General features: G+C 39.2%; 21 protein-coding genes. 18 read left to right on the top strand and 3 right to left on the bottom strand.

Going from position 1 to position 26,519, the window contains the following annotated elements; all coding sequences use genetic code 11:
- The first annotated feature begins 102 nt into the window (after positions 1-102).
- From recG to IGI80_RS02450, 14 genes are all read left to right on the top strand, one after another.
- Positions 103-2,139: an ATP-dependent DNA helicase RecG gene (gene recG / locus IGI80_RS02515; protein WP_438722601.1), complete on the top strand. Its 2,037-nt coding sequence runs from the start codon at positions 103-105 to the stop codon at positions 2,137-2,139.
- A gap of 102 nt (positions 2,140-2,241) precedes the next feature.
- Positions 2,242-3,243: a phosphate acyltransferase PlsX gene (plsX, locus tag IGI80_RS02510; protein ID WP_002354938.1), complete on the top strand. Its 1,002-nt coding sequence runs from the start codon at positions 2,242-2,244 to the stop codon at positions 3,241-3,243.
- 136 nt (positions 3,244-3,379) lie between these two features.
- The gene (acpP, locus tag IGI80_RS02505; protein ID WP_002354939.1) at positions 3,380-3,619 is read left to right on the top strand and encodes an acyl carrier protein; all 240 of its coding nucleotides are present in this window, start codon (positions 3,380-3,382) and stop codon (positions 3,617-3,619) included.
- A gap of 263 nt (positions 3,620-3,882) precedes the next feature.
- Complete coding sequence (gene opp2D, locus IGI80_RS02500) at positions 3,883-4,923, top strand: oligopeptide ABC transporter ATP-binding protein Opp2D (RefSeq protein ID WP_002365359.1); 1,041 nt, start codon at positions 3,883-3,885, stop codon at positions 4,921-4,923.
- Positions 4,923-5,867 (top strand): oligopeptide ABC transporter ATP-binding protein Opp2F, encoded by a 945-nt coding sequence (gene opp2F / locus IGI80_RS02495; protein WP_438722600.1) that lies wholly within the window; start codon positions 4,923-4,925, stop codon positions 5,865-5,867. Before opp2D ends, opp2F begins: the two co-directional genes overlap by 1 nt.
- Entirely contained in the window at positions 5,867-6,829 is a 963-nt protein-coding gene (opp2B, locus tag IGI80_RS02490) for an oligopeptide ABC transporter permease Opp2B (protein ID WP_438722598.1), read from the top strand. Before opp2F ends, opp2B begins: the two co-directional genes overlap by 1 nt.
- A gap of 27 nt (positions 6,830-6,856) precedes the next feature.
- Positions 6,857-7,780: an oligopeptide ABC transporter permease Opp2C gene (gene opp2C, locus IGI80_RS02485; protein ID WP_002365358.1), complete on the top strand. Its 924-nt coding sequence runs from the start codon at positions 6,857-6,859 to the stop codon at positions 7,778-7,780.
- 28 nt (positions 7,781-7,808) lie between these two features.
- Positions 7,809-9,587: an oligopeptide ABC transporter substrate-binding protein Opp2A gene (opp2A, locus tag IGI80_RS02480; protein ID WP_002365357.1), complete on the top strand. Its 1,779-nt coding sequence runs from the start codon at positions 7,809-7,811 to the stop codon at positions 9,585-9,587.
- A gap of 329 nt (positions 9,588-9,916) precedes the next feature.
- Positions 9,917-10,609, top strand: a complete 693-nt coding sequence (rnc, locus tag IGI80_RS02475) for a ribonuclease III (RefSeq protein ID WP_002354946.1) — start codon at positions 9,917-9,919, stop codon at positions 10,607-10,609.
- A 20-nt stretch (positions 10,610-10,629) separates the two neighbouring features.
- Positions 10,630-14,208 carry a chromosome segregation protein SMC gene (gene smc, locus IGI80_RS02470; RefSeq protein ID WP_002365356.1) on the top strand — a complete coding sequence of 1,193 codons (3,579 nt, stop codon included), beginning with the start codon at positions 10,630-10,632 and terminating at the stop codon, positions 14,206-14,208.
- A gap of 24 nt (positions 14,209-14,232) precedes the next feature.
- A complete protein-coding gene (locus IGI80_RS02465; protein WP_002359053.1) occupies positions 14,233-15,060 on the top strand; it encodes a Cof-type HAD-IIB family hydrolase in 828 nt (275 codons plus the stop codon).
- A 2-nt stretch (positions 15,061-15,062) separates the two neighbouring features.
- Entirely contained in the window at positions 15,063-16,391 is a 1,329-nt protein-coding gene (ftsY, locus tag IGI80_RS02460; RefSeq protein ID WP_002386263.1) for a signal recognition particle-docking protein FtsY, read from the top strand.
- A gap of 510 nt (positions 16,392-16,901) precedes the next feature.
- On the top strand, positions 16,902-17,387 hold the full coding sequence (locus IGI80_RS02455) for a cupin domain-containing protein (RefSeq protein ID WP_002381091.1): 486 nt from the start codon (positions 16,902-16,904) through the stop codon (positions 17,385-17,387).
- Between the two features lie 119 nt (positions 17,388-17,506).
- A complete protein-coding gene (locus IGI80_RS02450; RefSeq protein ID WP_002354951.1) occupies positions 17,507-17,905 on the top strand; it encodes a VOC family protein in 399 nt (132 codons plus the stop codon).
- A gap of 50 nt (positions 17,906-17,955) precedes the next feature.
- Here IGI80_RS02450 and IGI80_RS02445 read toward each other — a convergent pair whose 3' ends face one another.
- Both IGI80_RS02445 and IGI80_RS02440 read right to left on the bottom strand, forming a co-directional pair.
- Complete coding sequence (locus IGI80_RS02445; protein WP_002368434.1) at positions 17,956-18,852, bottom strand: YitT family protein; 897 nt, start codon at positions 18,850-18,852, stop codon at positions 17,956-17,958.
- Between the two features lie 646 nt (positions 18,853-19,498).
- Positions 19,499-19,999 carry a cysteine hydrolase family protein gene (locus IGI80_RS02440; RefSeq protein WP_438722595.1) on the bottom strand — a complete coding sequence of 167 codons (501 nt, stop codon included), beginning with the start codon at positions 19,997-19,999 and terminating at the stop codon, positions 19,499-19,501.
- Between the two features lie 170 nt (positions 20,000-20,169).
- Between IGI80_RS02440 and gshAB the strand changes: the two genes are divergently transcribed.
- Positions 20,170-22,440 (top strand): bifunctional glutamate--cysteine ligase/glutathione synthetase, encoded by a 2,271-nt coding sequence (gene gshAB / locus IGI80_RS02435; protein ID WP_202229284.1) that lies wholly within the window; start codon positions 20,170-20,172, stop codon positions 22,438-22,440.
- Between the two features lie 760 nt (positions 22,441-23,200).
- Here the strand turns inward: gshAB and IGI80_RS02430 are convergent.
- Entirely contained in the window at positions 23,201-23,653 is a 453-nt protein-coding gene (locus IGI80_RS02430; protein ID WP_002359057.1) for a YueI family protein, read from the bottom strand.
- Positions 23,654-23,837: 184 nt separating this feature from the next.
- On the opposite strand from IGI80_RS02430, the gene IGI80_RS02425 reads away from it, so the two are divergent.
- Genes IGI80_RS02425 through IGI80_RS02415 form a run of 3 tightly spaced genes read left to right on the top strand, consistent with a single transcriptional unit; the run spans position 23,838 to position 26,499 of the window.
- Positions 23,838-24,785: an ABC transporter permease gene (locus IGI80_RS02425; protein WP_002354960.1), complete on the top strand. Its 948-nt coding sequence runs from the start codon at positions 23,838-23,840 to the stop codon at positions 24,783-24,785.
- Entirely contained in the window at positions 24,782-25,747 is a 966-nt protein-coding gene (locus IGI80_RS02420) for an iron chelate uptake ABC transporter family permease subunit (protein WP_002367415.1), read from the top strand. The genes IGI80_RS02425 and IGI80_RS02420 overlap by 4 nt, the downstream gene beginning before the upstream one ends.
- On the top strand, positions 25,744-26,499 hold the full coding sequence (locus IGI80_RS02415; RefSeq protein ID WP_002354962.1) for an iron ABC transporter ATP-binding protein: 756 nt from the start codon (positions 25,744-25,746) through the stop codon (positions 26,497-26,499). Before IGI80_RS02420 ends, IGI80_RS02415 begins: the two co-directional genes overlap by 4 nt.
- Positions 26,500-26,519 lie beyond the last annotated feature (20 nt).

Genomic DNA, 26,519 nt, shown 5'->3' with positions numbered 1-26,519 from the left:
AAAAATAAAAACGAATAGGCTGGTTCATTAGTTAGGGCTAATGAACCAGCCTATTTAATGAATGATCCATTTTTTTGCGTATATTAATGAGGAGGGGATTTTATGGACATCACAGATTTAGTCAGCGTATTGCCCGGTGTTGGCCCAAAACGTGCTGAAAATTTACAAGAACTGGGGATTGCTACAATTGAAGACTTATTGACGTATTATCCCTTCCGCTACGATGATATCCAAGAAAAGGATTTAAGCGAGATTCAGGATCAGGAAAAAGTTACGCTAAAAGGGCTAGTGGTTTCGGAAGCAGTCGTTAGTCGGTACGGTTATAAGAAGAGCCGGTTAACGTTTCGAATAATGCAAGAACATGCGGTTATTAATGTTTCCTTCTTCAATCAACCTTTTTTAAAAGACAAAGTAGTTCTTTCCGAAGAAATTGCTGTTTATGGCAAATGGGATGCCAAGAGAAAATCATTAAATGGCATGAAAATCTTAGCTTCTAAAGGAGACAATGAAGATTTCGCCCCCATTTATCATGTGAATAAAAAAGTCCGCCAAAGCACGTTGGTTCAGTTAATCCGCACTGCTTTTGAAGAGTATGGTTCACTGATTGAAGAGATTTTACCGAATGATTTATTAGAAAAGTACCGCTTGATGCCTAGAAAAGAAGCAATGTGGGCGATGCATTTTCCCAGTAATCCAGAAGAAAGCCATCAAGCTAAACGACGAGTAGTCTTTGAAGAGTTTTTCCTTTTCCAACTTAAAATGCAAGGATTGAAGAAACAAGAAAAAGCGGAAAAAAATGGTTTAGCTATTCAATATGACGTGGATCGCTTAAAAACGTTCACCCAAGGACTGCCTTTTGAATTGACAGGCGCCCAAAAAAAAGTGACCAATGAAATTTGTCGAGACTTGCGAAGTCCGAAGCATATGCAACGATTGCTTCAAGGTGACGTGGGGAGTGGGAAAACGGTAGTGGCTGCGATTGCGCTATACGCCACCATGACCGCTGGCTTTCAAGGAGCGTTGATGGTTCCGACTGAAATTTTAGCGCAGCAACACATGGAAAGCTTACAGCAGTTGTTTGATCCATTAGAAGTGCGAACGGCCTTATTAACAGGTTCCACCAAAACGAAAGAACGTCGTCTAATCCTCGAAGAACTGGCCAATGGCGAGATTGACATTGTGGTAGGGACCCATGCTTTGATACAACAAGATGTCAGTTTCCATCAATTAGGTTTGGTAATCACCGATGAGCAACATCGTTTTGGTGTGAATCAGAGAAAAATATTAAGAGAAAAAGGCTTAAAACCAGATGTTCTATTTATGACGGCCACGCCGATTCCTCGAACGCTGGCCATTACAGCCTATGGCGAAATGGATGTATCAATCATCGATGAAATGCCAGCTGGACGGATTCCAATCGAAACACGTTGGATTCGGCCGCCGCAGTTAGATACTGTTTTAGAATGGATGGAAAAAGAGCTAGCTCGAGGACATCAGGCCTATATTATTTGTCCCTTGATTGAAGAATCAGAAGCCTTAGATGTGAAAAACGCAACAGAAATTTTTGAACATATGCAAAGCTTTTATTCCCCAAGATATCAAGTGGGATTGCTACACGGTAAAATGAAAAACCAAGAAAAAGATGACATTATGCAGGAGTTCAAAGACAATCAGCTGCAATTATTGGTTTCTACCACCGTTATTGAAGTTGGCGTGAATGTACCAAATGCCACGGTGATGTTAATTATGGATGCGGACCGGTTTGGGTTAGCACAGTTACATCAGTTACGGGGCCGTGTTGGGCGTGGCTCCAGTGCTTCTTATTGTATTTTAGTGGCCAATCCGAAAAATGAAATGGGCGTTGAGCGTATGAAAATCATGACAGAAACCACCAATGGTTTTGTCTTGAGTGAGCGTGATTTGGAACTTCGCGGACCTGGGGAAGTGTTCGGTGCACGGCAATCAGGGGTGCCTCAATTTGCGGTAGGAGATATCGTGACGGACTTTAACATTTTAGAAGTTGCGCGCCAAGAAGCAAGTGCCCTATGGAAAGTGAAAGAGTGGTGGCAATATCCTGCTTATCAAGGCTTAGCCAATCGAGTGAAACCCCAAGATGAGGCGGCCCAATTTTTCGATTAGAAGGGGTAATTTTTGAAGCCAGAAAGTAAAAGCCAATGCGTATTTCTTTGAAAAAAATATGTTATACTTGTTAGGAAACAAAAAAGTAGGAGGGAATCACTCATGAAAATTGCTGTAGATGCAATGGGTGGAGATAACGCCCCACAAGCAATTGTTGAAGGGGTTATGCTAGCCAAACAAGACTTCCCAGACATTGAATTTCAATTATATGGAAAAGAAGCCGAAATAAAAAAATACATCACCGATGAAAAAAACATTACGATTATTCATACCGATGAAAAAATTGCTAGTGACGATGAGCCAGTTAAAGCAATCCGTCGTAAGAAAACTGCTTCCATGGTTTTAGCAGCGCAAGCAGTTAAAAATGGGGAAGCCGATGCGATTTTTTCTGCAGGCAACACCGGAGCGCTATTAGCAGCGGGTCTGTTCATTGTCGGCCGCATCAAAAATGTGGAACGTCCCGGTTTGATGTCAACTTTACCTGTCATGGGAGAACCAGACAAAGGGTTTGACATGTTAGATTTAGGAGCCAATGCAGACAATAAACCAGAACATTTGGTTCAGTATGCCGTTTTAGGTTCATTCTATGCTGAAAAAGTTCGGAACGTTCAGAATCCTCGTGTCGGTCTATTAAATAACGGAACTGAGGAAACAAAGGGCAGTGAATTAACGAAAAAAGCCTTCGAATTGTTAGCAGCAGATGAAACGATTAATTTTGTCGGAAACGTTGAAGCACGAGAATTATTAAATGGCGTAGCTGACGTGGTGGTGACAGATGGCTTCACAGGAAATGCCGTTTTAAAATCCATCGAAGGCACAGCTATGAACATGATGAGCTTGCTGAAAACAGCGATTCTTTCTGAAGGTGTCAAAGGAAAAATGGGCGCCTTATTATTAAAGAATGCGTTGCGTGGCATGAAAGACGAAATGGACTACTCAAAACATGGGGGAGCGGTTTTATTTGGCTTAAAAGCGCCAGTCATTAAAACGCATGGGGCCACGGGTCCTGATGCCGTCCGCTACACCATTCGTCAAATTCATACAATGTTAGAAACCCAAGTTGTCCCACAATTAGTGGAATATTATGAAGGCAAAGCAGAGTAATTTGCAATTATCTTGACATCAGTTTGTTACTCAAATGAAAAAAAGATGGACAAATACCCAAATTGTGAGTACAATGTATCTTAGCGTTTTAGTAAAAGAAAGAACCTTTTTTCAAAAGCAGTGGAGGTGAATACAGTTGACTCGTGAAGAAGTACTTCAAAAAGTAGCGAAGATTATCTCAAACCACTTTGATATTGAAGCGGATCAAGTAACAGATCAATTAAACATTAAAGATGATTTGAACGCTGACTCAATTAGCGTAATGGAGTTTGTTTTAGAACTTGAAGATGAATTTGGAACAGAGATTTCAGATGAAGATGCAGAAAAAATTGAAACAGTTGGTGCCGCTGTAGATTATATTGTGAGTAATTCATAAAAAATAATAAGACAAAGTCGATTAACATTCCTGTTAATCGACTTTTTTTGCGTACATAATGGTTATTTTATTAAGCAATAAGGCTATTTTTACACATATTTTTGTAAAAAAAATCATACATGTAAAAAAATAACTGCGAAAAAAGTTATTTTATCTTGCTTTTTATGGAATAATTCTATAAAATTATGAAAAAACAATGAGCTGTAAATTAACATTGATAAAAATTAGAAAGTGCTATCATTAAATATTAGTTAATTTATATAATGTTTTTGAAAGGACGTAAGGGGTGCGTATGGATGCAAGGAAATGAACAATTACTAGAGGTTTCAGGATTAGAAACAGCATTTAGAATCAAAGATGATTATTATAATGCCGTCGATGATGTTTCATTTGAATTGAAGAAAAATGAGATTCTGGCAATCGTCGGAGAATCTGGTTGTGGAAAAAGTACCTTAGCAACAACGATTATGGGCTTACATGATCCCAATCATACCAAAATTACTGGGGAAATTTTATACAACAATTTAAACTTAACTACGTTTAATGAAACATTGTACAACAAAGTCAGAGGAAACGATATTGGGATGATTTTCCAAGATCCGTTGTCTGCACTGAATCCGCTCATGCGAATTGAAGACCAAATTAAAGAAAGTCTAACGTATCATACCAAAATGACCGCACAACAAAAACAAGCACGGGCCATTGAACTGTTAGATCAAGTGGGGATTCCCAACCCAGAGCGTGTCGGGAAACAGTATCCTCATGAATTGTCTGGCGGCATGCGCCAACGGGTGATTATTGCCATTGCAATCGCGTGTAAACCACCGATTTTAATTGCAGATGAACCCACAACGGCCTTAGACGTTACCATTCAGGCACAAATTCTCGATTTGTTAAAAGATTTGCAAGAAGAAACAGGGAGCGGCATTATTTTAATTACCCATGACTTAGGTGTAGTTGCGGAAATGGCTGATCGTGTAGCGGTTATGTATGCGGGTCAGTTTGTAGAAGTAGCCACTGCTGAAGAATTGTTTAGTCATCCGAAACATCCATATACACGTTCCTTACTTCAGTCCATTCCCCAAGAGAATTCAGATGAAGAAGAACTTCATGTGATTGAAGGGATTGTTCCTTCGTTAACCAAATTACCTAGAAAAGGTTGTCGGTTTGCCCCACGAATTCCTTGGATTGATGCATCGGAACATGAAGAAAATCCAACATTACATGAAGTTGCACCGAATCATTTTGTTCGTTGTACATGTTATAAACATTTTCATTTTAGAGACGGGGAAGGGGAAGCGTAATGACAGAAATTATTCAAATTAAAGATTTAAAAGTTCATTATCCAATTCGCAGCGGCTTCTTCAATCGAATCACTGATCATGTTTTGGCGGTTGATGGTGTGGATTTCATGATTGAACAAGGTAAAACGTATGGGTTAGTTGGTGAATCGGGTTCTGGAAAATCAACGACAGGAAAAGCAATTATTGGTTTAGAAAAAATTACAAATGGTGAAATTATTTATCAAGGACAAGATGTAACCAAGCCGCGAAGTCGAAAAGCGATCGGATACAACAAAGATGTCCAAATGATTTTCCAAGATTCGATGTCAAGTTTAAACCCTAAAAAACGAGTACTAGATATTATCGCCGAACCAATTCGAAATTTTGAACGGTTAAGTGACCAAGAAGAAAAGAAAAAAGTCAAAAGTTTGTTGGATATTGTGGGGATGCCAGAAGATGCGTTGTGCAAATATCCTCATGAATTTTCTGGTGGACAACGCCAACGTTTAGGCGTCGCCCGAGCGGTGGCTACCAGCCCCAAATTAATTATTGCAGATGAACCTGTTTCAGCACTGGACTTATCTGTGCAAGCACAGGTATTGAATTTTATGAAAAACATTCAACAGGAATATGGGTTAAGTTACTTATTTATTTCCCATGATTTGGGCGTAGTTAAACATATGTGTGACAACATTGCCATTATGTACAAAGGCCGTTTTGTAGAAATCGGTACACGCCAAGATATTTACACTAATCCACAACACATTTATACCAAACGCTTACTTTCAGCAATTCCTAAAATTGACGTAGCGAACCGAGAAGCTCACAAAGAAGAACGAAGAAGAGTTGAGCAAGAGTATCGGGAAAATCATAAAGACTATTATGATGAAAATGGGCGGGTTTATAACTTACATGCGATTAGTCCAACCCACCAAGTAGCGTTAAAAAATGGAGGTGCTGAATAATGTGGAAAACAATTTTACGCCGTTTGTTATTGATGATTCCGCAAGTGATTATTTTAAGTGTCTTGATTTTCCTGTTGGCTAAAATGATGCCAGGTGATCCGTTTACAGGATTGATTAATCCGAACCAAGACCCGAAAGTGATTGAAGCCATGCGTGAAGCTGCCGGGTTAAATGATCCTTGGTACGAACAATATTTCCGTTGGACTGGCAATGCCTTACATGGAGATTTTGGGCATAGTTTTATCTTTAAATTACCTGTGTCCACGCTCATTGCTGGTCGGGTGGGGAATACGATTGCATTGGCCGCTGTATCAGTCATAATCACTTATTTAATCGCCATTCCTTTCGGTTTAATTGCTGGCCGTTACCAAAATTCATGGTTTGACAAAATGGTGGTTATCTACAACTTCTTCAGTTTTGCCGTGCCATTATTCATCTTTGCCTTGATTATGCTCTTTATTTTTGGGTATCGCTTAGACTGGTTCCCAACGAGTGGAACCGTGACTGTTGGTTTGGCTGAGGGAACATGGCCGTATTATTTAGATAAACTGAAGCATTTAATTTTACCAGGGGTCACTCAAGCGTTGCTAGGGACAGCGGTCACTATTCAATATTTGCGGAGTGAAGTGATTGATGTTAAAAACATGGACTTTGTTCGTACTGCTCGTTCAAAAGGAGTGCCAACGAATAAAATTTTTAATCGACACATTTTTAGAAATGCAGCATTACCAATTGCCTCTCAATTAGGTTATGAAATTACTGCTTTGATTGCCGGATCAGTCGTTATTGAAAAGATTTTTGCTTTCCCAGGAATTGGAAAATTATTTATTGATAGTATCATTCAACGTGACTATTCCGTTATTACCGCTCTCGTGTTGATTTTGGGATTGGCAACCCTTATCGGAACCTTAATTTCTGATATTGTAATGAGTATTGTTGATCCAAGAATTCGAATTCAGTAGAAAAAACACGAAGAAAGGGTGATAAAAATGGAATTGACAGAAGAAAAAAGAGAAGAAGTCTTACAAGAAAGTATTCCACCAATGGGCTTTCGGATGATTGCGCGAGAATTCGTCAAAGAAAAAATGGCGATGTTTTCTTTAATCCTTTTGGTCATTATCTTATTAGCCGTTTTTATCGGTTCGTTAGTGTTAGACCAAAGTGCCGTTATGCATGTAAGTATTTTAGATAAATATGCGGAACCAGGTACCGTTACAATGAATGGCACCAAGTTCATTTTAGGTGCCGATGAAGGGGGTCGTGATGTTTTAGGACAATTGATTATCGGGGCTAGGAACTCGATTTTAATCGGTTTTGCCATTACGATTATTACGTCTATTATCGGGGTCGGTTTAGGGATTATTTCCGGTTATTATGGAGGCATGATTGATAATATTTTGATGCGTATCGTGGATTTTATTATGATTTTGCCAATTATGTTAATTATTATTGTGTTCGTTTCCGTGATTCCTAAATATAGTATCTGGTCCTTTATTTGGATTATGTGTGCGTTTTATTGGGTTGGAAAAGCGCGGTTGTTCCGCAGTAAAACGTTATCTGAAGGGCGCCGAGATTACGTTAGTGCCTCTAAGACAATGGGAACAAGCGATTTTAAAATTATGTTTCGAGAAATTATGCCGAATTTAAGTTCATTAATTATTACGAACTTAACGATTAATTTCGCGGCCAATATCGGGATCGAAACAACGTTAACTTTCTTAGGCTTCGGGTTACCACAAAGTGTCCCAAGTTTAGGAACCTTAATTGGCTACGCCAGCAGTGGGGATGTGTTAGTCAATAAACAATGGGTTTGGTTACCTGCATCAATTCTAATTTTAGTCTTGATGTTAAGTATAAACTATGTTGGACAAGCATTTAAGCGCTCAGCAGATGCACGACAACGATTAGGCTAATTAGCCAAAAAATGAGGGAGGAAAAGAGATGAACAAGAAACGGATTTTAGGTGCAATCACGTTAGCTTCTGTGTTAGTATTCGGGTTAGCTGCATGTGGTGGCGGCAATAAAGGCGGGGGCAATAAAGCAACGGAAACAGAAGACATTTCAAAAATGCCAATCGCTGTTAAAAATGATAAAAAAGCAATTGATGGCGGGACATTAGATGTCGCTGTAGTTATGGATACACAATTCCAAGGACTTTTCCAGCAAGAATTTTATCAAGACAACTATGATGCACAATACATGCTTCCAACAGTACAGCCATTATTTAACAATGATGCAGACTTTAAGATTGTCGATGGGGGTCCTGCGGATCTGAAATTAGATGAAGATGCCAATACAGCGACCATTAAATTACGTGACAATTTGAAATGGTCTGACGGTAAAGATGTGACAGCCGATGACGTGATTTTCTCTTATGAAGTCATTGGTCATAAAGACTATACAGGGATTCGTTATGATGATAACTTTACGAATATTGTTGGCATGGAAGACTACCATGCTGGTAAATCGCCAACCATTTCTGGCATAGAAAAAGTCAATGATAAAGAAGTTAAAATCACTTATAAAGAAGTTCACCCAGGAATGCAACAATTAGGTGGCGGTGTTTGGGGTTCAGTTTTACCAAAACATGCCTTTGAAGGAATTGCTGTTAAAGACATGGAATCAAGCGATGCAGTTCGTAAAAACCCTGTGACTATTGGACCATACTACATGAGTAATATTGTGACAGGTGAATCTGTTGAATACCTACCAAATGAGCATTACTACGGTGGCAAACCTAAATTAGATAAATTAGTGTTCAAATCTGTTCCTTCTGCGAGCATTGTAGAAGCGATGAAAGCGAAACAATACGATATTGCATTATCAATGCCAACAGATACGTATCCAACATACAAAGATACTGAAGGGTATCAAATCTTAGGACGTCCCGAACAAGCCTACACGTATATTGGCTTTAAAATGGGTACGTTTGACAAAGAAACCAATACAGTGAAATACAATCCAAAAGCTAAAATGGCAGATAAAAGCTTACGTCAAGCCATGGGCTATGCAATTGACAATGATGCAGTCGGCCAAAAATTCTACAACGGCTTACGAACAGGGGCAACAACGTTAATCCCACCAGTCTTCAAGAGCTTGCATGATAGCGAAGCGAAAGGCTATACGCTTGATTTAGACAAAGCGAAAAAATTATTAGACGATGCTGGTTATAAAGACGTAGACGGCGATGGCATTCGCGAAGACAAAGAAGGCAAACCACTAGAAATCAAGTTTGCTTCAATGTCAGGCGGCGAAACTGCACAACCACTTGCTGATTACTATGTCCAACAATGGAAAGAAATTGGCTTAAACGTAACGTATACAACAGGACGCTTAATTGATTTCCAAGCATTCTATGATAAATTGAAAAATGATGACCCAGAAGTAGATATCTATCAAGGCGCGTGGGGCACAGGTTCAGATCCTTCACCAACCGGCTTATATGGTCCAAACTCAGCCTTTAACTATACACGTTTTGAGTCAGAAGAAAATACTAAATTACTTGATGCGATTGATTCAAAAGCATCATTTGATGAAGAAAAACGTAAAAAAGCCTTCTACGATTGGCAAGAGTATGCCATTGATGAAGCGTTTGTAATCCCAACGCTTTACAGAAATGAAGTCTTGCCTGTCAACGACCGTGTAGTTGACTTTACTTGGGCAGTTGATACGAAAGATAATCCATGGGCAACAGTGGGTGTCACTGCGGAAAAACGTTAAACAACGTTCCGCTGATTTAATAGAGATAGAACGAGGTCGGGACAGAAGTGTTTAACTCCGAGAAATAAGAAGGAGTTGCTTCTGTTCCCGCCGTTTATCAGTTTTTGAGCGTGGCGCAAAAATCCAAAGTGATTTTTGTCCCACGCTCTTTCTATCTCTTACGTAAACAAACGCTTTCATCTCAGCCATAGCTCTATTTATTTATTTTTTTCTAAAAAATAATGAGAACACAGTGAATAACAGGCTTTTTCTGAATAGAACCATTTAAAAAAAGTGAAAAAAAAAGTATAATGAAACAAGGTGTAAATAAATGTAAAGGAATGTGGAGAATGGACAATCAGTTAACAACAGAGTTAAAAGAACGTTACGGCATTGTTTTCCATGATGTCAATCTATTAGAGCAAGCTTTTACTCATTCATCCTATGTGAATGAGCATCGCTATTTAAAATTATCCGATAATGAACGTCTTGAATTTTTAGGAGATGCAGTTTTAGAATTAATTGTTTCACAATATTTGTATTTAAAATTCCCAGAACTTCCAGAAGGAAAATTAACGAAGATGCGCGCAGCCATCGTTCGGGAAGATAGTTTAGCCAAATTTGCGAAAGAATGTCACTTCGACAACTACATTTTATTAGGTAAAGGAGAAGAAGCATCGGGCGGACGAACACGTGCATCATTATTATGTGACTTATTTGAAGCCTTTTTAGGTGCCCTCTACTTAGACCAAAAAGTTGGCGCAGCCAAGAAATTTATTGAAGACGTTATTTTTCCGAAAATTGATGCCGGTGCTTTTTCACATGAGATGGATCACAAAACACAATTACAAGAAGTTTTACAACGTAAAGGCGATGTTTCAATTGAATATCGCTTAATTAAAGAAGAAGGCCCTGCTCATGACCGCACCTTTTTCACTGAAGTTTACATGAATGGTGAACTCATTGGGTTAGGCCAAGGAAAATCGAAGAAGTTAGCTGAACAGGATGCCGCTGAGCGGGCACTGAAAAGTATTCCTCAGTAAGGCTGGAAGGAGCAATATTCGTGTATTTAAAACGAATTGAAATTACAGGATTTAAATCATTTGCAGATAAAACCATTATTGAATTTGAAGATGATGTGACAGCAGTGGTTGGTCCGAATGGAAGTGGGAAAAGTAATATCACGGAAGCCGTTCGCTGGGTATTAGGTGAACAATCTGCGAAAAACCTTCGCGGTGGCAAAATGAACGACATTATCTTTGCCGGTTCGGAAGGTCGTAAGCCGCTAAATATTGCGGAAGTTACCGTGACGTTAGACAACAACGACCATTATTTAGCATTGGATTATAGTGAGATTAGTGTCACCCGTCGTTTAAAACGAACGGGCGAAAGTGACTTTTTTATTAATAAACAAGCGTGCCGTTTAAAAGACATTCAAGATTTATTTATGGATTCAGGGTTAGGCAAAGAATCTTTTTCAATTATTTCACAAGGGAAAGTTGAAGCGATTTTTAATAGTAAACCTGAAGACCGTCGAGGGATTTTTGAAGAAGCAGCGGGCGTTTTAAAATACAAACAACGAAAGAAAAAGGCTGAACAAAAGCTTTTTGAAACCGAGGACAACTTAAGCCGTGTCCAAGATATCATTTACGAGTTGGAAGACCAATTAGTTCCTCTAGCCGCCCAAGCAGATGCGGCTAAAAAGTATTTAGCTTTGAAAGAAGAACTTACCGAAATTGATGTCAATTTAACTGTGACCGAAATTCAAGAAGCAAAAGCTATTTGGGAAACGAAAACGCAAGAATTAACAGCCATTGAAGAAAAGTTAGCTGGCGCAAGTAAGCAAGTCCATGACTTAGAAGGCAAATTGGTACGTTTACGCAGCAAGCGCAATCGTTTAGATGAACAAATTGAAACGGAACAACAACAATTATTACAAGTGACAGAAGCGTTGAAACAAGCAGAAGGACAAAAAAATGTTTTAATTGAACGTTCCAAACACACCTCCCAAACGGCAAGCGAATACGAAGAGACATTGGCAGAAACGGCCGAAAAAATTGTTCGTTATCGAGAAGAATTGCAGACGCTGGAAACAGCAATCGCAGAAAAAACGGCACAACGTCAGACGTTAAAAGAAGCATTGGCTTTGGCAACGAAAGATGTGGAAAAATATAGTAAGTCTTCTAAAGAATTGATGGAGGAATTGCGCAGTCAGTATGTGGAAGTCATGCAAGAACAAGCCAATACAGCCAATGACTTAAAATATTTAGAACGACAATATCAACAAGAAACAGCTAAAAATCAACAATCGCTAGCAAAACACGAAGCGCTAGAAGAACAGATGGTTGAAGCTCTTGCAATGAAAGAGACGCTAGAAAAAGAGCAAAAAGTTGCAAAACAAGGCTTACAAGAACAACTGGAAGAATACACTGCGTTGAAAGCAACGCTTGAAGCTAAGCGTGAACGATTAGCACAGCGTCAAAACGATATGTACCAAGCGATGAATCAAGTGCAACAAGCGAAGGCACGCCAAAAAAGTTTGCAAGAAATTCAAGAAAATTACGCTGGCTTCTATCAAGGCGTGAAAGCTGTATTGCGTCACAAAAACCAATTAACTGGGATTGTTGGCGCAGTGGCTGAGTTAATTGAAGTGCCTAAAGAATATACGTTGGCGATTGAAACGGCCCTAGGTGGTGCGGCGCAACATATTGTTGTGGAAAATGAGAAAGATGGTCGAGCAGGCATTACCTTCTTAAAACAACAACACAGTGGCCGGGCAACCTTTTTACCATTGACTACCATTAAGCCGCGCTCTGTATCGGCGATGGTTCAGAATCGTTTGGCTGGTGCACCGGGCTTCGTGGGGATTGCCAGTGAATTAGTTCGTTATCCAGAACAAGTACAAACCGTTATTCAAAATCTCTTAGGCGTCACGATTTTAGCGGCAGATTTAACGAGTGCCAACCAGTTAGCAAAATTAGTCAATTACCAATATCGCGTTGTCTCATTGGAAGGCGATGTGATGAATCCTGGCGGTTCGATGACTGGGGGAGCCAATAAACGTGGCAACCAAGGAAGCCTATTTTCACAAGCGCAAGAACTTCAAACAATTACTGAACAAATGACTCAATTAGAAACACAACTAAGAAGTGTGGAACAAGAAGTCCAAGCGCTCTCGCAAGAAGTGAAAACAGCCACGGAACGTGCAGAAATGTTGCGCTCTGCTGGTGAACAAAATCGCTTAAAACAACAAGAAATTGACAATAAATTAGCCAATCAAACAGAAACGATTACTCGTTTAACAAAAGAAAAACGCTTGTTTGAATATGAATCACGAGAATTACATCAATTCTTAACCGAATATCAAACGAAAAAAGCCACATTGACAGAGCAACAAGCAAACTTAACGGCAACGAAAGAACGTTTAGATGCTGAAATGAAACAAGTGGAACAAGAAGCTAGCCAAATGGAAACCTTTAAAGCCCAAGCGCAAGAACGCTTGACGACAGTTCAAGCAGAACAAGCAGTAGCGGCGGAACAATGTGCCCATTTTGCTCGTCAAAAGCAAGACAAACAAGAACAATTGGACGAATTGTTGATTCGAGAAACGGCCATCCGTCAACAGCTACAACAATTAAGTAGCCATTCTAGCGATCACCAGTTAACCGAAGAAGGCTTAGCGGCACAAGTCGCTCAATTAGCGGAGAAACAAACAGCGTTGCAAACCTCTTTACAAACGGCACGCAGTCAACGACAAGCGTTGCAAGAAGAAGTAGACGAGTTAGATACAAAATTAGCGGAAGAAAACAAACGCCAACAACAGTATTTAGCAGATAAAACACAAATTGAAGTCCTAAAAAATCGTGCAGAAATGCAATTAGATAGCTCATTAAGTTACTTACAGGAAGAATACAGCTTAACCTTTGAAGCTGCCTATGAAGCGTATTTCCCAATCGATGATTTAGCGCAAGCGCAGCAAACAGTGAAACGCCTAAAACAAGAAATTGAGCGGTTAGGACCTGTTAACTTAAGTGCCATCGAGCAATTTGAACAAGTCGATGAGCGCCATCAATTTTTAGTCAGTCAACGAGATGATTTATTAAATGCGAAAGAACAATTATTTGAAACCATGGATGAAATGGACCAAGAAGTGAAAGAACGGTTTAAAGAAGTCTTTGAAGCAATTCGTGGCCAGTTTAAAGTGGTATTTCCTAATATGTTTGGTGGCGGACGGGCAGAACTGGTGCTAACCAATCCAGAGGATCTCTTGAATACAGGGATTGAGATTGAGGCGCAACCACCAGGGAAAAAATTACAACATTTAAGCTTGTTGTCTGGAGGCGAACGGGCATTAACGGCGATTGCATTACTCTTTTCAATTATTCGTGTTCGACCCGTTCCGTTCTGTATTTTAGATGAAGTAGAAGCAGCTTTAGATGAAGCCAACGTTGCTCGTTTTGGCCATTATTTAAGCGAATTTGAAGATGGTACACAGTTTATCGTGGTGACACATCGTAAAGGGACAATGGAAGCCGCAGATGTTTTATATGGCGTGACTATGCAAGAATCTGGGGTTTCAAAAATCGTTTCAGTTCGCTTGGAAGAGGTCAAAGAAGGTGGCGCAATTGAAAAAAGCAATTAGCCAGAAGCAAGGAGGAGCGAACGTTTGATAAAATTAGTTGCTATTGATTTAGATGGAACATTATTAAATAGCCAAAAAGAGATTTCTTTACGGAATAAACAAGCACTGATGGCTGCGAAACAAGCAGGCGTGAAAGTTGTTATCTGCACAGGTCGACCTTTGGCAGCTATTGGTCCTTACTTAGAAGAATTAGGTTTACAAGATGAAGGCGATTATAGCATTACTTTTAACGGCGGATTGGTTCAAAAAAATGATACAGGGGCCATTATTGAGAAAACATTGATGCCCTTGGAAGCGATTCATGAGCTGTACCAATTAGCAACCACACTCAACATGCCGTTTGATGTCTTATCCGATGAGGTCGTGATGCAACTGCCTTCTGCACCTAATTATCCTTCAATTTATAGTTCTCTAAACAAATTATTAACCTTTGAGTCCTACAAATTAGAAGAGTTAACCCCGAATCGAATTTATAACAAAGTTGTTGTTGCGATTGATGAAGCGTATTTAAATGAACGCATCAAGGAAATTCCGGCCTCCTTTTATGAGCGCTTTGAAATTATTAAAACGCGAAATAACTTATTAGAATTTATGCCAAAAGGGATTACGAAAGCCTATGGTATTTCCTTGTTAGCCAAAGATTTAGGAATCCGTGCAGAAGAAATCATGACCCTAGGGGACGAAGAAAATGATTTACCGATGATCGAATACGCTGGCTTAGGTGTCGCCATGGCAAATGCGATTCCATTAGTTAAAGAAGCCGCAGATGTCGTTACAGACACGAATGACCAAGATGGCGTTGCCAAAGCGGTCGAAAAATATATTTTAACGCCGTTGGAAGGAGGCCAATAAGAATGGGATTTTTTGATAAAATTAAAAAAGCTTTTTCCGCTGAAAAAAAGGAAGAAGAAAAACAAGAGATAATTGAAAAAACAGTAGACGAAACACCTAGTGATGAATCAGCGCCTGCTGAATCAAAAGAAACCGCAGCAGAAGAGGCGCAAACAACGCCAGAAACGACAGCGGAAGAAGTCACAGAAACAGCCGATTTAACAGATAACGCTGAAATGGAAAAATTAGCTGGCGTAGAAGAAGCATTAGAAGAAGAGCCAGAAGAAATCCTGACAGAGGAAACACAAGAAGTTGTTGTGGAAGCGCCTGAGGAAGAAAGTAGTGTCGTAACTCCGTTGGCAGAACCAACAGACACGCAGGTTTCAGAAGAAATTGAAGAGTCGAAAGAAGAGCAAGTCCAAGAAAAATATGAAAAAGGCTTGGAAAAAACGCGTAAAACATTTGGTCAACGGTTGAACGAATTGTTTGCTAATTTCCGAAGCGTCGATGAAGATTTCTTTGAAGAATTAGAAGAAACGTTAATTGGTGCAGACGTAGGCTTTGATACATCCTTAAAAATTACAGAAGCCTTGCGACAAGAAGTGAAACTGCGAAACGTGAAAAAACCAGCTCAAGTTCAAAATACCATCATTGAAAAAATGGTTGATTTGTATGAAGAAGCAGGAATTAATGAAAATAATGCGATTAACTTACAGCCAAATGGCTTAACCGTGATTTTATTTGTCGGTGTTAATGGAGTTGGTAAAACAACCAGCATTGGTAAATTAGCCCATCAATACAAGTTGGAAGGAAAGAAAGTTTTAATGGCCGCTGCCGATACGTTCCGAGCGGGCGCCATCGATCAATTAGTTGTTTGGGGCGAACGGGCTGGCGTTGAAGTTGTACGTGGGAATGCTGGCGGCGACCCAGCAGCGGTCGTTTTCGATGCAGTGGAACGTGCCAAAGCAGAGCAGGCCGATGTTTTGCTAGTGGATACAGCAGGTCGGTTACAAAATAAAGTCAACTTAATGAAGGAATTAGAAAAAATCAAACGAGTCATCCAACGAGAAATTCCAGATGCGCCTCACGAAGTTCTCTTAGTCGTGGACGCAACTACTGGGCAAAATGCGATGACACAAGCCAAACAGTTCAAAGAAACAACCGATGTCACTGGCTTAGTTTTAACCAAACTAGACGGAACAGCCAAAGGTGGTATTGTCATTGCTATTCGGAATGAATTACACTTGCCAGTGAAATTAGTTGGTCTAGGTGAAGGCATTAACGATTTAGAACCATTTAATGCCAACGATTTCGCAATGGGCTTATTTAAAGGCTTATTAAAAGATGTTTAGTTGTAGAAAATAACAGGTTTGGGAAGAACGTGGGACAGGAGCCTGGGACAAAAATCACTTTGGATTTTTGTCCCAGGCTCAAAACCTGATAAACGGCGGGAACAGAACCAACTCTACGCGTTGCTCCGATCTCAACAACTTCTAAGAGCTAAAGCTCTAAGAGTTGAAGGTCCTTCGGAAATAAGCCGAAATTGTTGAGAATCACGAAGAACGTAGTGATTCGATGATGAACAATACCTACTTGGTCTCCAAAAATTAAAGAACACCGGGTAGGTATCATGCAACATCAACTCGTACCTCGTTGTGTTTTATGACAATTTTCGGAAATTTCTTCTTATTGCTGAGAAACACTATTTGCAAAGCAAATAGATGTTAATCAGTACCTACTTGGTTCTCGGAGCTAAACGGTTCTGCCCCGACCTCCTGTCTTGCCGTTTATTTTAGGATTGGGACGGATGTTCTAAGTTCTTCCTAAATCGTTTCTGAAAAAATGAAGGAGTGAGGGAGAAGATGACAGAACAAATGTGGATTGAGAAGTTAGGATTAGAAGCGCATCCTGAGGGCGGTTATTTTAAACAAACCAATAAAAGTGAACAATTGATTCCGACCAAACGAGGCGAACGGGCGTTGCATACAGCGATTTTATTTCTATTAAATACAGAAAGTCCGTCACATTTTCATCGTTTAAAAGCGGATGAATTATGGTTTTTTCACGATGGTCAGCCATTAACCGTTCACTGTATTTTTCCTGATGGAACGTATCAAGCTGTTCAGTTAGGGAAAGACTTAGTTCAAGGACAACAGCTTTCGTTCTCAGTTCCTGCCGGCACAATCTTTGGCTCTACAGTAGCGACAGGATTTGCGTTAGTCAGTTGTGTGGTTACACCAGGCTTTGAGTTTGAAGACTTCGAGTTATTTACTCAAGCGGAATTGTTAAACGATTATCCACAACATAGTGAAATCATTCAGCACTTGGCTTATCGAGAATTACCTTAAGAAAACGTTTTAGTAACATTTCTTTTATGAATATGCTAGTATAAATCAAACAAGCTTGTTGATTTTGTCGCAACGCACACTTAGCTGTCGTAGATGATTAAAAGAAAGGGATGAATCACATGGGCACAATGGTTTTTGTTAACTTCCCAGTAGCGGATGTCCAACGTTCTACAGCCTTTTATGAAAAACTTGGATTCAAAAAGAACGAGGAATTTTCAACAGAGGAAGCTAGTTCGATGATGTGGGATGATCAATTTTGGATTATGTTGTTGAACCATGACTTTTATGGAAAATTTATCCAAGAAAAGCAAATTATTGATGCGCAAACAACCAGTGGAGCATTAATTTCCTTTAGTTTAGAGAGTGCCGAAGCCGTAAAACAGTTTGGCGAAACCGCCAAAGCTAACGGAGGCAACTGTTACCGAGTTGATATGGGAATACCAGAAGAGCAAATGTATGGCTTAGAGGTGCAAGATTTGGATGGCAATAGCTTAGAACCTGTCTGGATGAAGATGTAAAAAGAGCCGCAAAATCTCTACAGATTTTGCGGCTCTTTTCCTACAAAAAACTATTGTAAATTATTGGCATTAGTAGCTTCAACACCATAAGAATCAGCTACTTTTTTCAAGCTAAATCCTTTTCCGTAGACTTCACTCGCACTCATTGAAATCAAAAAAGCTTCTTCATCAATATCAAGAATGGCTTCTTTTAAGCGGGGAAAATCTTTTTCACGAATGACAGTCATTAAGAGCATGCCTTTCGCGCTTCGATAACCGCCTTCGATTGGCACCAAGGTCACACCTTTATCTAGTTCACGTAATAAGCGTTCTTGAATAGCGACATATTTTGGTGAAATAATCATCACATTCTTCGAGCGAACCAGACCAACTTGAATCATGTCAACGACACGACCAATTGTAAATAAACAAATTAAAGAGAATAACACAATATCTGCATTAAAAGCATACATTGCTGATAAAATGACTAAACCATCGACGAATAAAATAGCAATACCTAAGGAAACTTTGAAGTATTTATTGACAATTTGTGAAATGATTGCTGTCCCACCAGTTGAAGCATTGCCACGGAAAACCAAGCCTAGGCCAGCACCTGTAATAATACCGCCAAATAATGCTGCTAGAAAAATATTATGTGTTAAAACAGGCATCCCCGAAGTAATTCCTACAAAAAATGGATAAATAAGACTGCCATAAATGGTTTTGACACCGACCTCTTTCCCAAGAAGTAAGAAACAAAGCACTAAAAGAGGAATATTGATGGCGTAAAGAACAATGGCGGGACTAATCCCGAAAACATAATTAATAACAATACTAATGCCATTGGCTCCGCCTGCGACAAGTTTATTTGGCAATAAGACCGCATTGATTGAAATGGCCAAAATGAATGCACCGACTGTTACATAGGCGGTGTCTTTTAAACGTTGGGCTGTAAAAAATTTGTTCATAAAATACCTCCAATTATTTATTAGTTTAGTGAATGATGACATAAAAAAAACAGAACATGAGAGACAAGCCTAATCGACTTATGTCCCACACTCTAAATCTTCAACTAATCAACTGAACACTTTTTCCTTATACTAACATGAAATACGACAAGAAAACATAGTGAACAAACAATTTTTTGGAAAAGAGGTCGGGACAGAACCGTTTAGCTCCGAGAACCAAGTAGGTACTGATTAACATCTATTTGCTTTGCAAATAGTGTTTCTCAGCAATAAGAAGGAATTTCCGAAAATTGCTCTTTAATTTTTGGAGACCAAGTAGGTATTGTTCATCATCGAATCACTACGTTCTTCGTGATTCTCAACACTTGGAAGGATTAAGATACGCCGAACACTTGTGTGAGAAAGTCAATTTCGGCTTATTGTTTTCTCGCCAAAGGCTCGTCACAGTTTTATCCTTGTAAGTTCCGAAGGACCTTCACCAAGTAGGTACGATGATTTCATCTGTTCATGCTTCACAGTGAAACATCGCAACTCTTAGAGCTTTAGCTCTTAGAAGTTGTTGTGATCGAAGCAACGCGTAGTGTTGCTTCGGTTCCCGCCGTTTATCAGGTTTTGAGCCCGGAACAAAAATCCAAAGTGATTTTTGTCACAGGCTCAAAAAAGTCAAAAAGCGGCCAGCCCAAATAGCTTCATGATGTTGGATAATTTGTGCCGCTGTTAAATGTCCATTATCCAAGGTGGAAGTGGTTTTCGGTGTCATCAAACACGTATAGTCTAAACCATGAGCCATCCGAATTGTAGTGTCCACACAAAACTCGGTTTGGACACCAGCGATTTCTAACGTTTGAATGTCGTGTTCCGTCAGTAAATCATTTAAATTTGTTTGGTAAAAGGCATTCGCATGTGTTTTGCGGATGAAAAAATCTGTAGGTTGTGCATCCAGTTTTTCAAAAAGTTGCCAAGAGTCTGAGCCAAAAGGTAATTCGGTTTCTTCATGTTGAACAAAAATAATGGGCGCATGGTGTTGGCGGTAGACAGCAATACGCTGATTGACCTTTTCCAACACTGCTGGCAGACGGTACAATTGCTGCGACGGACTTTCGATGCCTTTTTGAAAGTCAATTAAAAGTAATGCACGATTTTTCATGAGCAATCCTCACTTTCTATAAACTAGTTGTTTTCAGTATAACGGAAAAAGGCGCTCTCAAAAAGTGTCTCGAAAATTCTCAAGCGAACGTTCAAAAAAACAGCATATTTACTCGTTTTCCTATATAATAGTAAGAGAAACAGATAGTTTGTAGAAAGAAAGGCGACAAGATGAATTATAGAGAATTAATGCAAAAGAAAAATGTTCGTCCTTACGTATTGATGGCTCGTTTTGGTTTAGAAAAAGAAAACCAACGTAGTACACGAGAAGGGCTTTTAGCGACAACTGATCATCCCACGGTTTTTGGTAACCGTTCTTATCATCCATATATTCAAACAGATTTTAGTGAAACACAATTAGAACTAATCACGCCTGTAGCAAATAGCGGCACAGAAATGCTTCGTTTTTTAGATGCCATTCACGATGTGGCTCGTCGTTCGATTCCAGAAGATGAAATGTTGTGGCCATTAAGTATGCCGCCACAATTACCAACAAAAGATGAAGAGATTAAAATTGCTAAATTAGATCAATATGATGCAGTGTTATATCGTCGTTATTTGGCAAAAGAGTATGGCAAACGAAAACAAATGGTCAGCGGAATTCATTTTAATTTTGAATATGACCAAACCCTGATTCAGCAATTATATGATGAACAATCCGAAGTGACAGATTGCAAACAATTTAAAACGAAAGTGTACATGAAAGTTGCCCGTAACTTTTTACGTTATCGTTGGTTAATTACGTATCTTTTTGGGGCTTCGCCAGTTAGTGAAGACGGCTACTTTAGGGTCTATGACGACCAACCGCAAGAACCCATTCGCAGTATTCGGAATAGTACGTATGGCTACAGAAATCATGACAATGTGAAAGTATCGTATGCCTCATTGGAACGCTATTTAGAAGATATTCATCGCATGGTGGAAAATGGTTTACTTTCTGAAGAAAAAGAATTTTATGCGCCTGTGCGCTTACGTGGCGGGAAACAAATGTCTGATCTGCCTAAAACAGGTATTCGCTATATCGAGTTGCGTAATTTAGACTTAAATCCTTTTTCACGTTTAGGCATTGTGGAAGATACCGTGGATTTCTTACATTATTTCATGTTGTATTTATTGTGGACAGATGAAAAAGAAGAAGCGGATGAATGGGTAAAAACTGGCGATATTTTTAATGAACAAGTGGCTCTTGGTCATCCTCATGAAACGATTAAGTTAATTGCAGAAGGCGATCGGATTTTTTCAGAAATGATTGATATGTTAGATGCTCTAGGCATTCGTAAAGGCAAAGAAGTTGTCGGTAAGTATTATCAACAACTGCGGAATCCACAAGACACCGTTTCTGGCAAAATGTGGACGATTATTCAAGAAAACTCCAACAGTGAACTGGGAAATATTTTTGGAAACCAATATCAAAGTATGGCCTTTGAACGCCCTTATCAATTAGCTGGTTTCCGTGAGATGGAATTATCCACACAAATTTTCTTATTTGATGCGATTCAAAAAGGTTTGGAAATCGAAATTTTAGATGAACAAGAGCAATTTTTGAAACTGCAACATGGCGAGCACATTGAATACGTCAAAAATGCCAACATGACTAGCAAAGATAACTACGTGGTACCATTGATTATGGAAAACAAAACCGTGACAAAGAAAATTTTGTCTGCAGCGGGTTTCCATGTGCCTGGCGGGGAAGAATTTTCATCTTTTATTGAGGCACAAGAAGCACATTTGCGCTATGCCAATAAAGCGTTTGTCGTGAAACCAAAATCAACGAATTACGGTTTAGGAATTACGATTTTTAAAGAAGGAGCTTCGTTGGAAGACTTTACGGAAGCGTTACGGATTGCTTTTAAAGAGGACACAGCGGTTTTAATTGAAGAATTTTTACCTGGAACAGAATATCGGTTCTTTGTGTTAGATAATGATGTAAAAGCCATCATGTTGCGCGTGCCAGCCAATGTTACCGGAGATGGCAAACACACTGTAGAAGAATTGGTGGCCGCTAAAAATAGTGATCCATTGCGTGGGACCAATCACCGTGCACCACTAGAATTAATCCAGTTAAATGATTTAGAAAAACTAATGTTGAAAGAACAAGGTTTAACTATCTATTCTGTGCCAGAAAAAGAGCAAATCGTGTACTTGCGAGAAAATTCTAATGTTAGCACGGGCGGGGATTCGATTGATATGACCGATGTCATTGATGATAGTTATAAACAAATCGCCATTGAGGCCGTAGCTGCTTTAGGAGCCAAAATTTGCGGTATTGATTTAATCATTCCTGACAAAGACGTAAAAGGCACACGTGATAGCTTAACGTACGGGATTATCGAAGCGAACTTTAATCCAGCCATGCACATGCATGTGTATCCATACGCTGGACAGGGTAGACGCTTGACAATGGACGTTTTAAAACTTTTATACCCAGAAGTGGTTCAATAAAAAAAGAATACCGCCAAAAAATTCATAATAGATTTTTTGGCGGTATTCTTTATAAAAACGTTTTCTTGGTGAACCCAATAGGTTATACTAAAACTATTACCAATGAAAGTTGTATGACGGTGGCTCTGAGTTAGAGAGGCAGGTGATGCCTATGTGTATCCGATGCACTTTAACGAAAGGAGCATTTTTTTGTCAATCGAAGCGGCATTGGAATTGATGATTAGTTTTGCTCTGAGGCTAAGGCGAAAGCGTTTAGCTCCGAGAACCAAGTAGGTACTGTTTAACATCTATTTGCTTTGCAAATAGTGTTTCTCAGCAATAAGAAGAAATTTCCGAAAATTGATCTTTGATTTTTGGAGACCAAGCAGGTATTGTTCATCATCGAATCACTACGTTCTTCGTGATTCTCAACAATTTCGGCTTATTTCCGAAGGACCTTCAACTCTTAGAGCTTTAGCTCTTAGAAGTTGTTGAGATCGAAGCAACGCGTAGTGTTGCTTTTGTTCAGCTGATTAGCGTTTGTTGCACTACTGATTTTCGGTATCCTTGAAGCAACGAAAAACGATAAAAAATAACCGTTCATAAGCTTAGACGGCTGAACGGTTAAAGAACAACAAAAACTTAACTCAGTAAGCCACCAGTTCTTATAACTGGTGTTGGTATAAAAGGAGAGGTATGTACCCGCATACCTCTCTTTTTCATTTTCATAATAGCATAATTCTATTATAAATGGAAGCGCTCATAACTTTCCTTGAGCTTTTTATGAGTGAAATAGCTTTTGCCAAAAGCCTTTTTTAGCTGTTGGCTCTTCTTTTGGCGTTTCTGTTGCTTGAGGATATTTTTCTGTAACGTCAATCACAGGTTCATCGACTGCATGTTTTTCAGCTAACAGTAAGCCGAGAGAGTCAGGGTTGTTCTCCACAAAATTGTTAACAATCTTAAAGGTTGCGCCATGCTGATTTAATAATTTAATATAGGTACTTTGCAGGTCAGAAGAGATTTCGCCATTTAAAAGTACTGTAACTTCAGGATGCTTCGCTAATTCTTCTAATAAATGTTTTTGGTTCTGTGCATCTTTCATTTCAGCGACGGTCATGGAGAGACGGCAGCGTTCACGAAATGTGCCCATATATTTGTGTTGTTCTTCAGGATTAACGAGGGGCGTACCGTACATTCCTTTATCCAGACGTTGTTGTAAGTCATCATTCGCCATTCAGTAACACTCCTTTCCTAACATTTCCCTCCATTATAGCATATCTTAGATAAGTCGTTGGTCAGTCGGCTTGAGAAGAAGTTTTTAATAAAGGAAAAAAAGTGGTTGCATTTGTGATGGTTTTCTCATACACTGTAACTAAGAATGAGAATCATTCTCAATTAAATAAAAATGGAGTTTTCTCATGAAAAAGATTGGTTTGTTTGTTCTACTATTACTTTTCAGCTTATTGTCATTAGTGATAGGGGTGAAGGACATTGCACTTTCTCAATTGTTTCAATTAGATGCGCAGCAACAATTTGTTTTATTTACCACCCGTGTTCCCCGCACGTTGAGTTTAATCATTGCTGGTAGTACGATGAGTATTTCTGGATTGATTATGCAGCAACTCACACAAAATAAATTTGTCGCTCCTAGTGTCGCTGGAACAACCGATAGTGCAAGGTTGGGTATTTTAGTCGCAATGTTATTTTTCCCAACAGCTCCGTTTCTCTATCGAACGGCAATTGCTTTTATTTTTGCGCTAAGCGGGACCTTATTATTCTTAGCGCTCATTCGATTATTACCAAGTAAGAATCAAGTGATGGTCCCTTTGGTGGGCGTGATGTTTGGTAACATTCTAGGCTCAATTGCCACATTTTTTGCCTATCAATACCAATTGGTTCAAAATATGTCTGCTTGGTTACAAGGAAATTTTTCCACAGTTATGAAAGGGAATTATGAATGGTTATTCTTAATGATTCCTTTGTGGTTTGTTATTTATTTATTTGCTTATCATTTCACTGTCGTTGGTATGGGTGAAGCATTTGCAAATAGTCTTGGCGTCCATTACCAGCGAATTCAGTTTTTAGGTTTGACGCTGGTTGCTTTAGCAAGTGCCATCGTTTTATTGATGGTGGGGAATATTCCGTTTTTAGGGGTTGTGATTCCCAATCTCGTGTCTTTACGTTATGGCGATCATATGAAAAATACCTTGTGGTTAACTGGGATTTGCGGGAGTTTGTTCTTGTTAATCTGTGATATTTTAGCACGAGTATTGATTGCCCCCTATGAAATTCCTGTCAGCGTGGTTGTCGGAACATTAGGGAGCATTTTGTTCATTTTATTATTACTAAGGGGGCGCAAACAATGAAACGGCCTTTAAAAAAATGGCTTTCATTACTTTTGCTTTTAGCTGCCGTAGTAATTGTGAGCCTTTGTTATTTAACTTATAACACGTATGGCAATTGGTCCTTTGCTTTGGCGTTACGAGGCAAAAAGTTATTGGCTTTTATTTTTGTTGGAATCGCTGCGGCTTTTTCAACTATTAGTTTTCAAACAGTCACGCAAAATCATTTCCTAACGCCAAACATTTTAGGGATGGATTCCTTGTATGTCTTTGTGCAGACGGTGTTATTTTTTCTTTTAGGAGGCGCACAAGCGTTAGGCCAAGTAAGTCTTGGGTCGTTTTTGATGAACGTCTTTTTAATGGTGTTTTTAAGTACTAGTTTATCGTATTTTCTATTACGCAAAAATCAATCCGATTTATTTTTATTATTGATGATTGGCATGATTTTAGGTACTTTTTTCAGTAGTATTAGTACGTTTTTACAAGTGATTATGGATCCTAACGAATACGACTTACTCCAAGGAAAGTTGTTTGCCAGTTTCGGTAACGTCAATAGTCAGTATCTCGTTTTCGTTGGTGTGGCGGTACTCATAATTTGTGGGATACTTTGGCGGGAAAGTTACCGTTTAGACGTTTTACATTTAGGGAACCATCAAGCCCAGAATTTGGGGATTGCTGTGAATCAGTTTCAATTAGTGTTGTTGTGTTTGATCAGTAGTCTGGTCGGCTTATCAACAGCATTAGTGGGACCGATTACATTTTTAGGTTTTATCGTGGCCAATATGAGTTATCAATTCATGAAAACCTATCGCCACCGAGAACTGTTTGTGGCAGGGAGTTTAATAGCAGTCTTTTTACTGGTGTTCGGTCAATTGATGGTTGAACAGGTCTTTCATTTGAATACCCCGCTAAGTGTGGTGATTCAATTTGTTGGGGGCGTTTATTTTATATGGAAAATTATTGCAGAAAGGAAGCAACGCACATGATCCAGATGAGTGATGTATCAAAAAAATATGGCGATAAATTTGTCGTTTCAGACATTGATTTACCTATTTCTGAAGGCAAATTAACGGCCTTTATTGGACCAAATGGCGCTGGGAAAAGCACGCTGCTAGCCATGATGAGTCGCTTAATTCCCAAAGATACCGGGGAAATTTATCTGGACAAGCAAGAAGTAAAAACCTGGAAGCAATCGGCTTTTTCACAAAAAATTGCCCTTTTAAAACAAGCCAACGGTGTACAACTTAAATTAACTGTGCGAGAACTGGTCAATTTTGGTCGTTTTCCTTATTCCAAAGGTCGCTTAAAAAGCGCTGACCACGAAAAAGTAACAGAAGCACTGGAACAATTGGGCTTAACTGAAATGGCGGAAGAATACATTGATACCCTTTCTGGGGGCCAATTACAACGGGCGTATATTGCCATGATTTTAGCCCAAGATACCGATTATATTTTATTGGATGAGCCCTTAAATAACCTCGACATGAATTATGCGGTTCAAATGATGCAGATTCTTAAACGCTTAGTGGATGAACTAGGAAAAACGATTCTGATTGTTCTACATGATATTAATTTTGCCGCAAGCTATGCAGATGAAATTGTCGCCATGAAAGGCGGAAAGCTCTATGCGCATGGCGCAACAGAAGAAGTTATTCAAACAAGTATTTTAAATGATCTTTATGAAATGAATATCCGGATTTGTGAAATTGAAGGAAAACGCTTTTGTCTTTATCACTAAATCGGGCAATTTAAAAATAA

Source organism: Enterococcus sp. DIV1420a, from assembly GCF_051712165.1.
Lineage (GTDB): Bacteria > Bacillota > Bacilli > Lactobacillales > Enterococcaceae > Enterococcus > Enterococcus faecalis.
The sequence above is the reverse complement of the archived record's forward strand: the minus strand, read 5'-3'. Positions and strand labels throughout refer to the sequence as shown.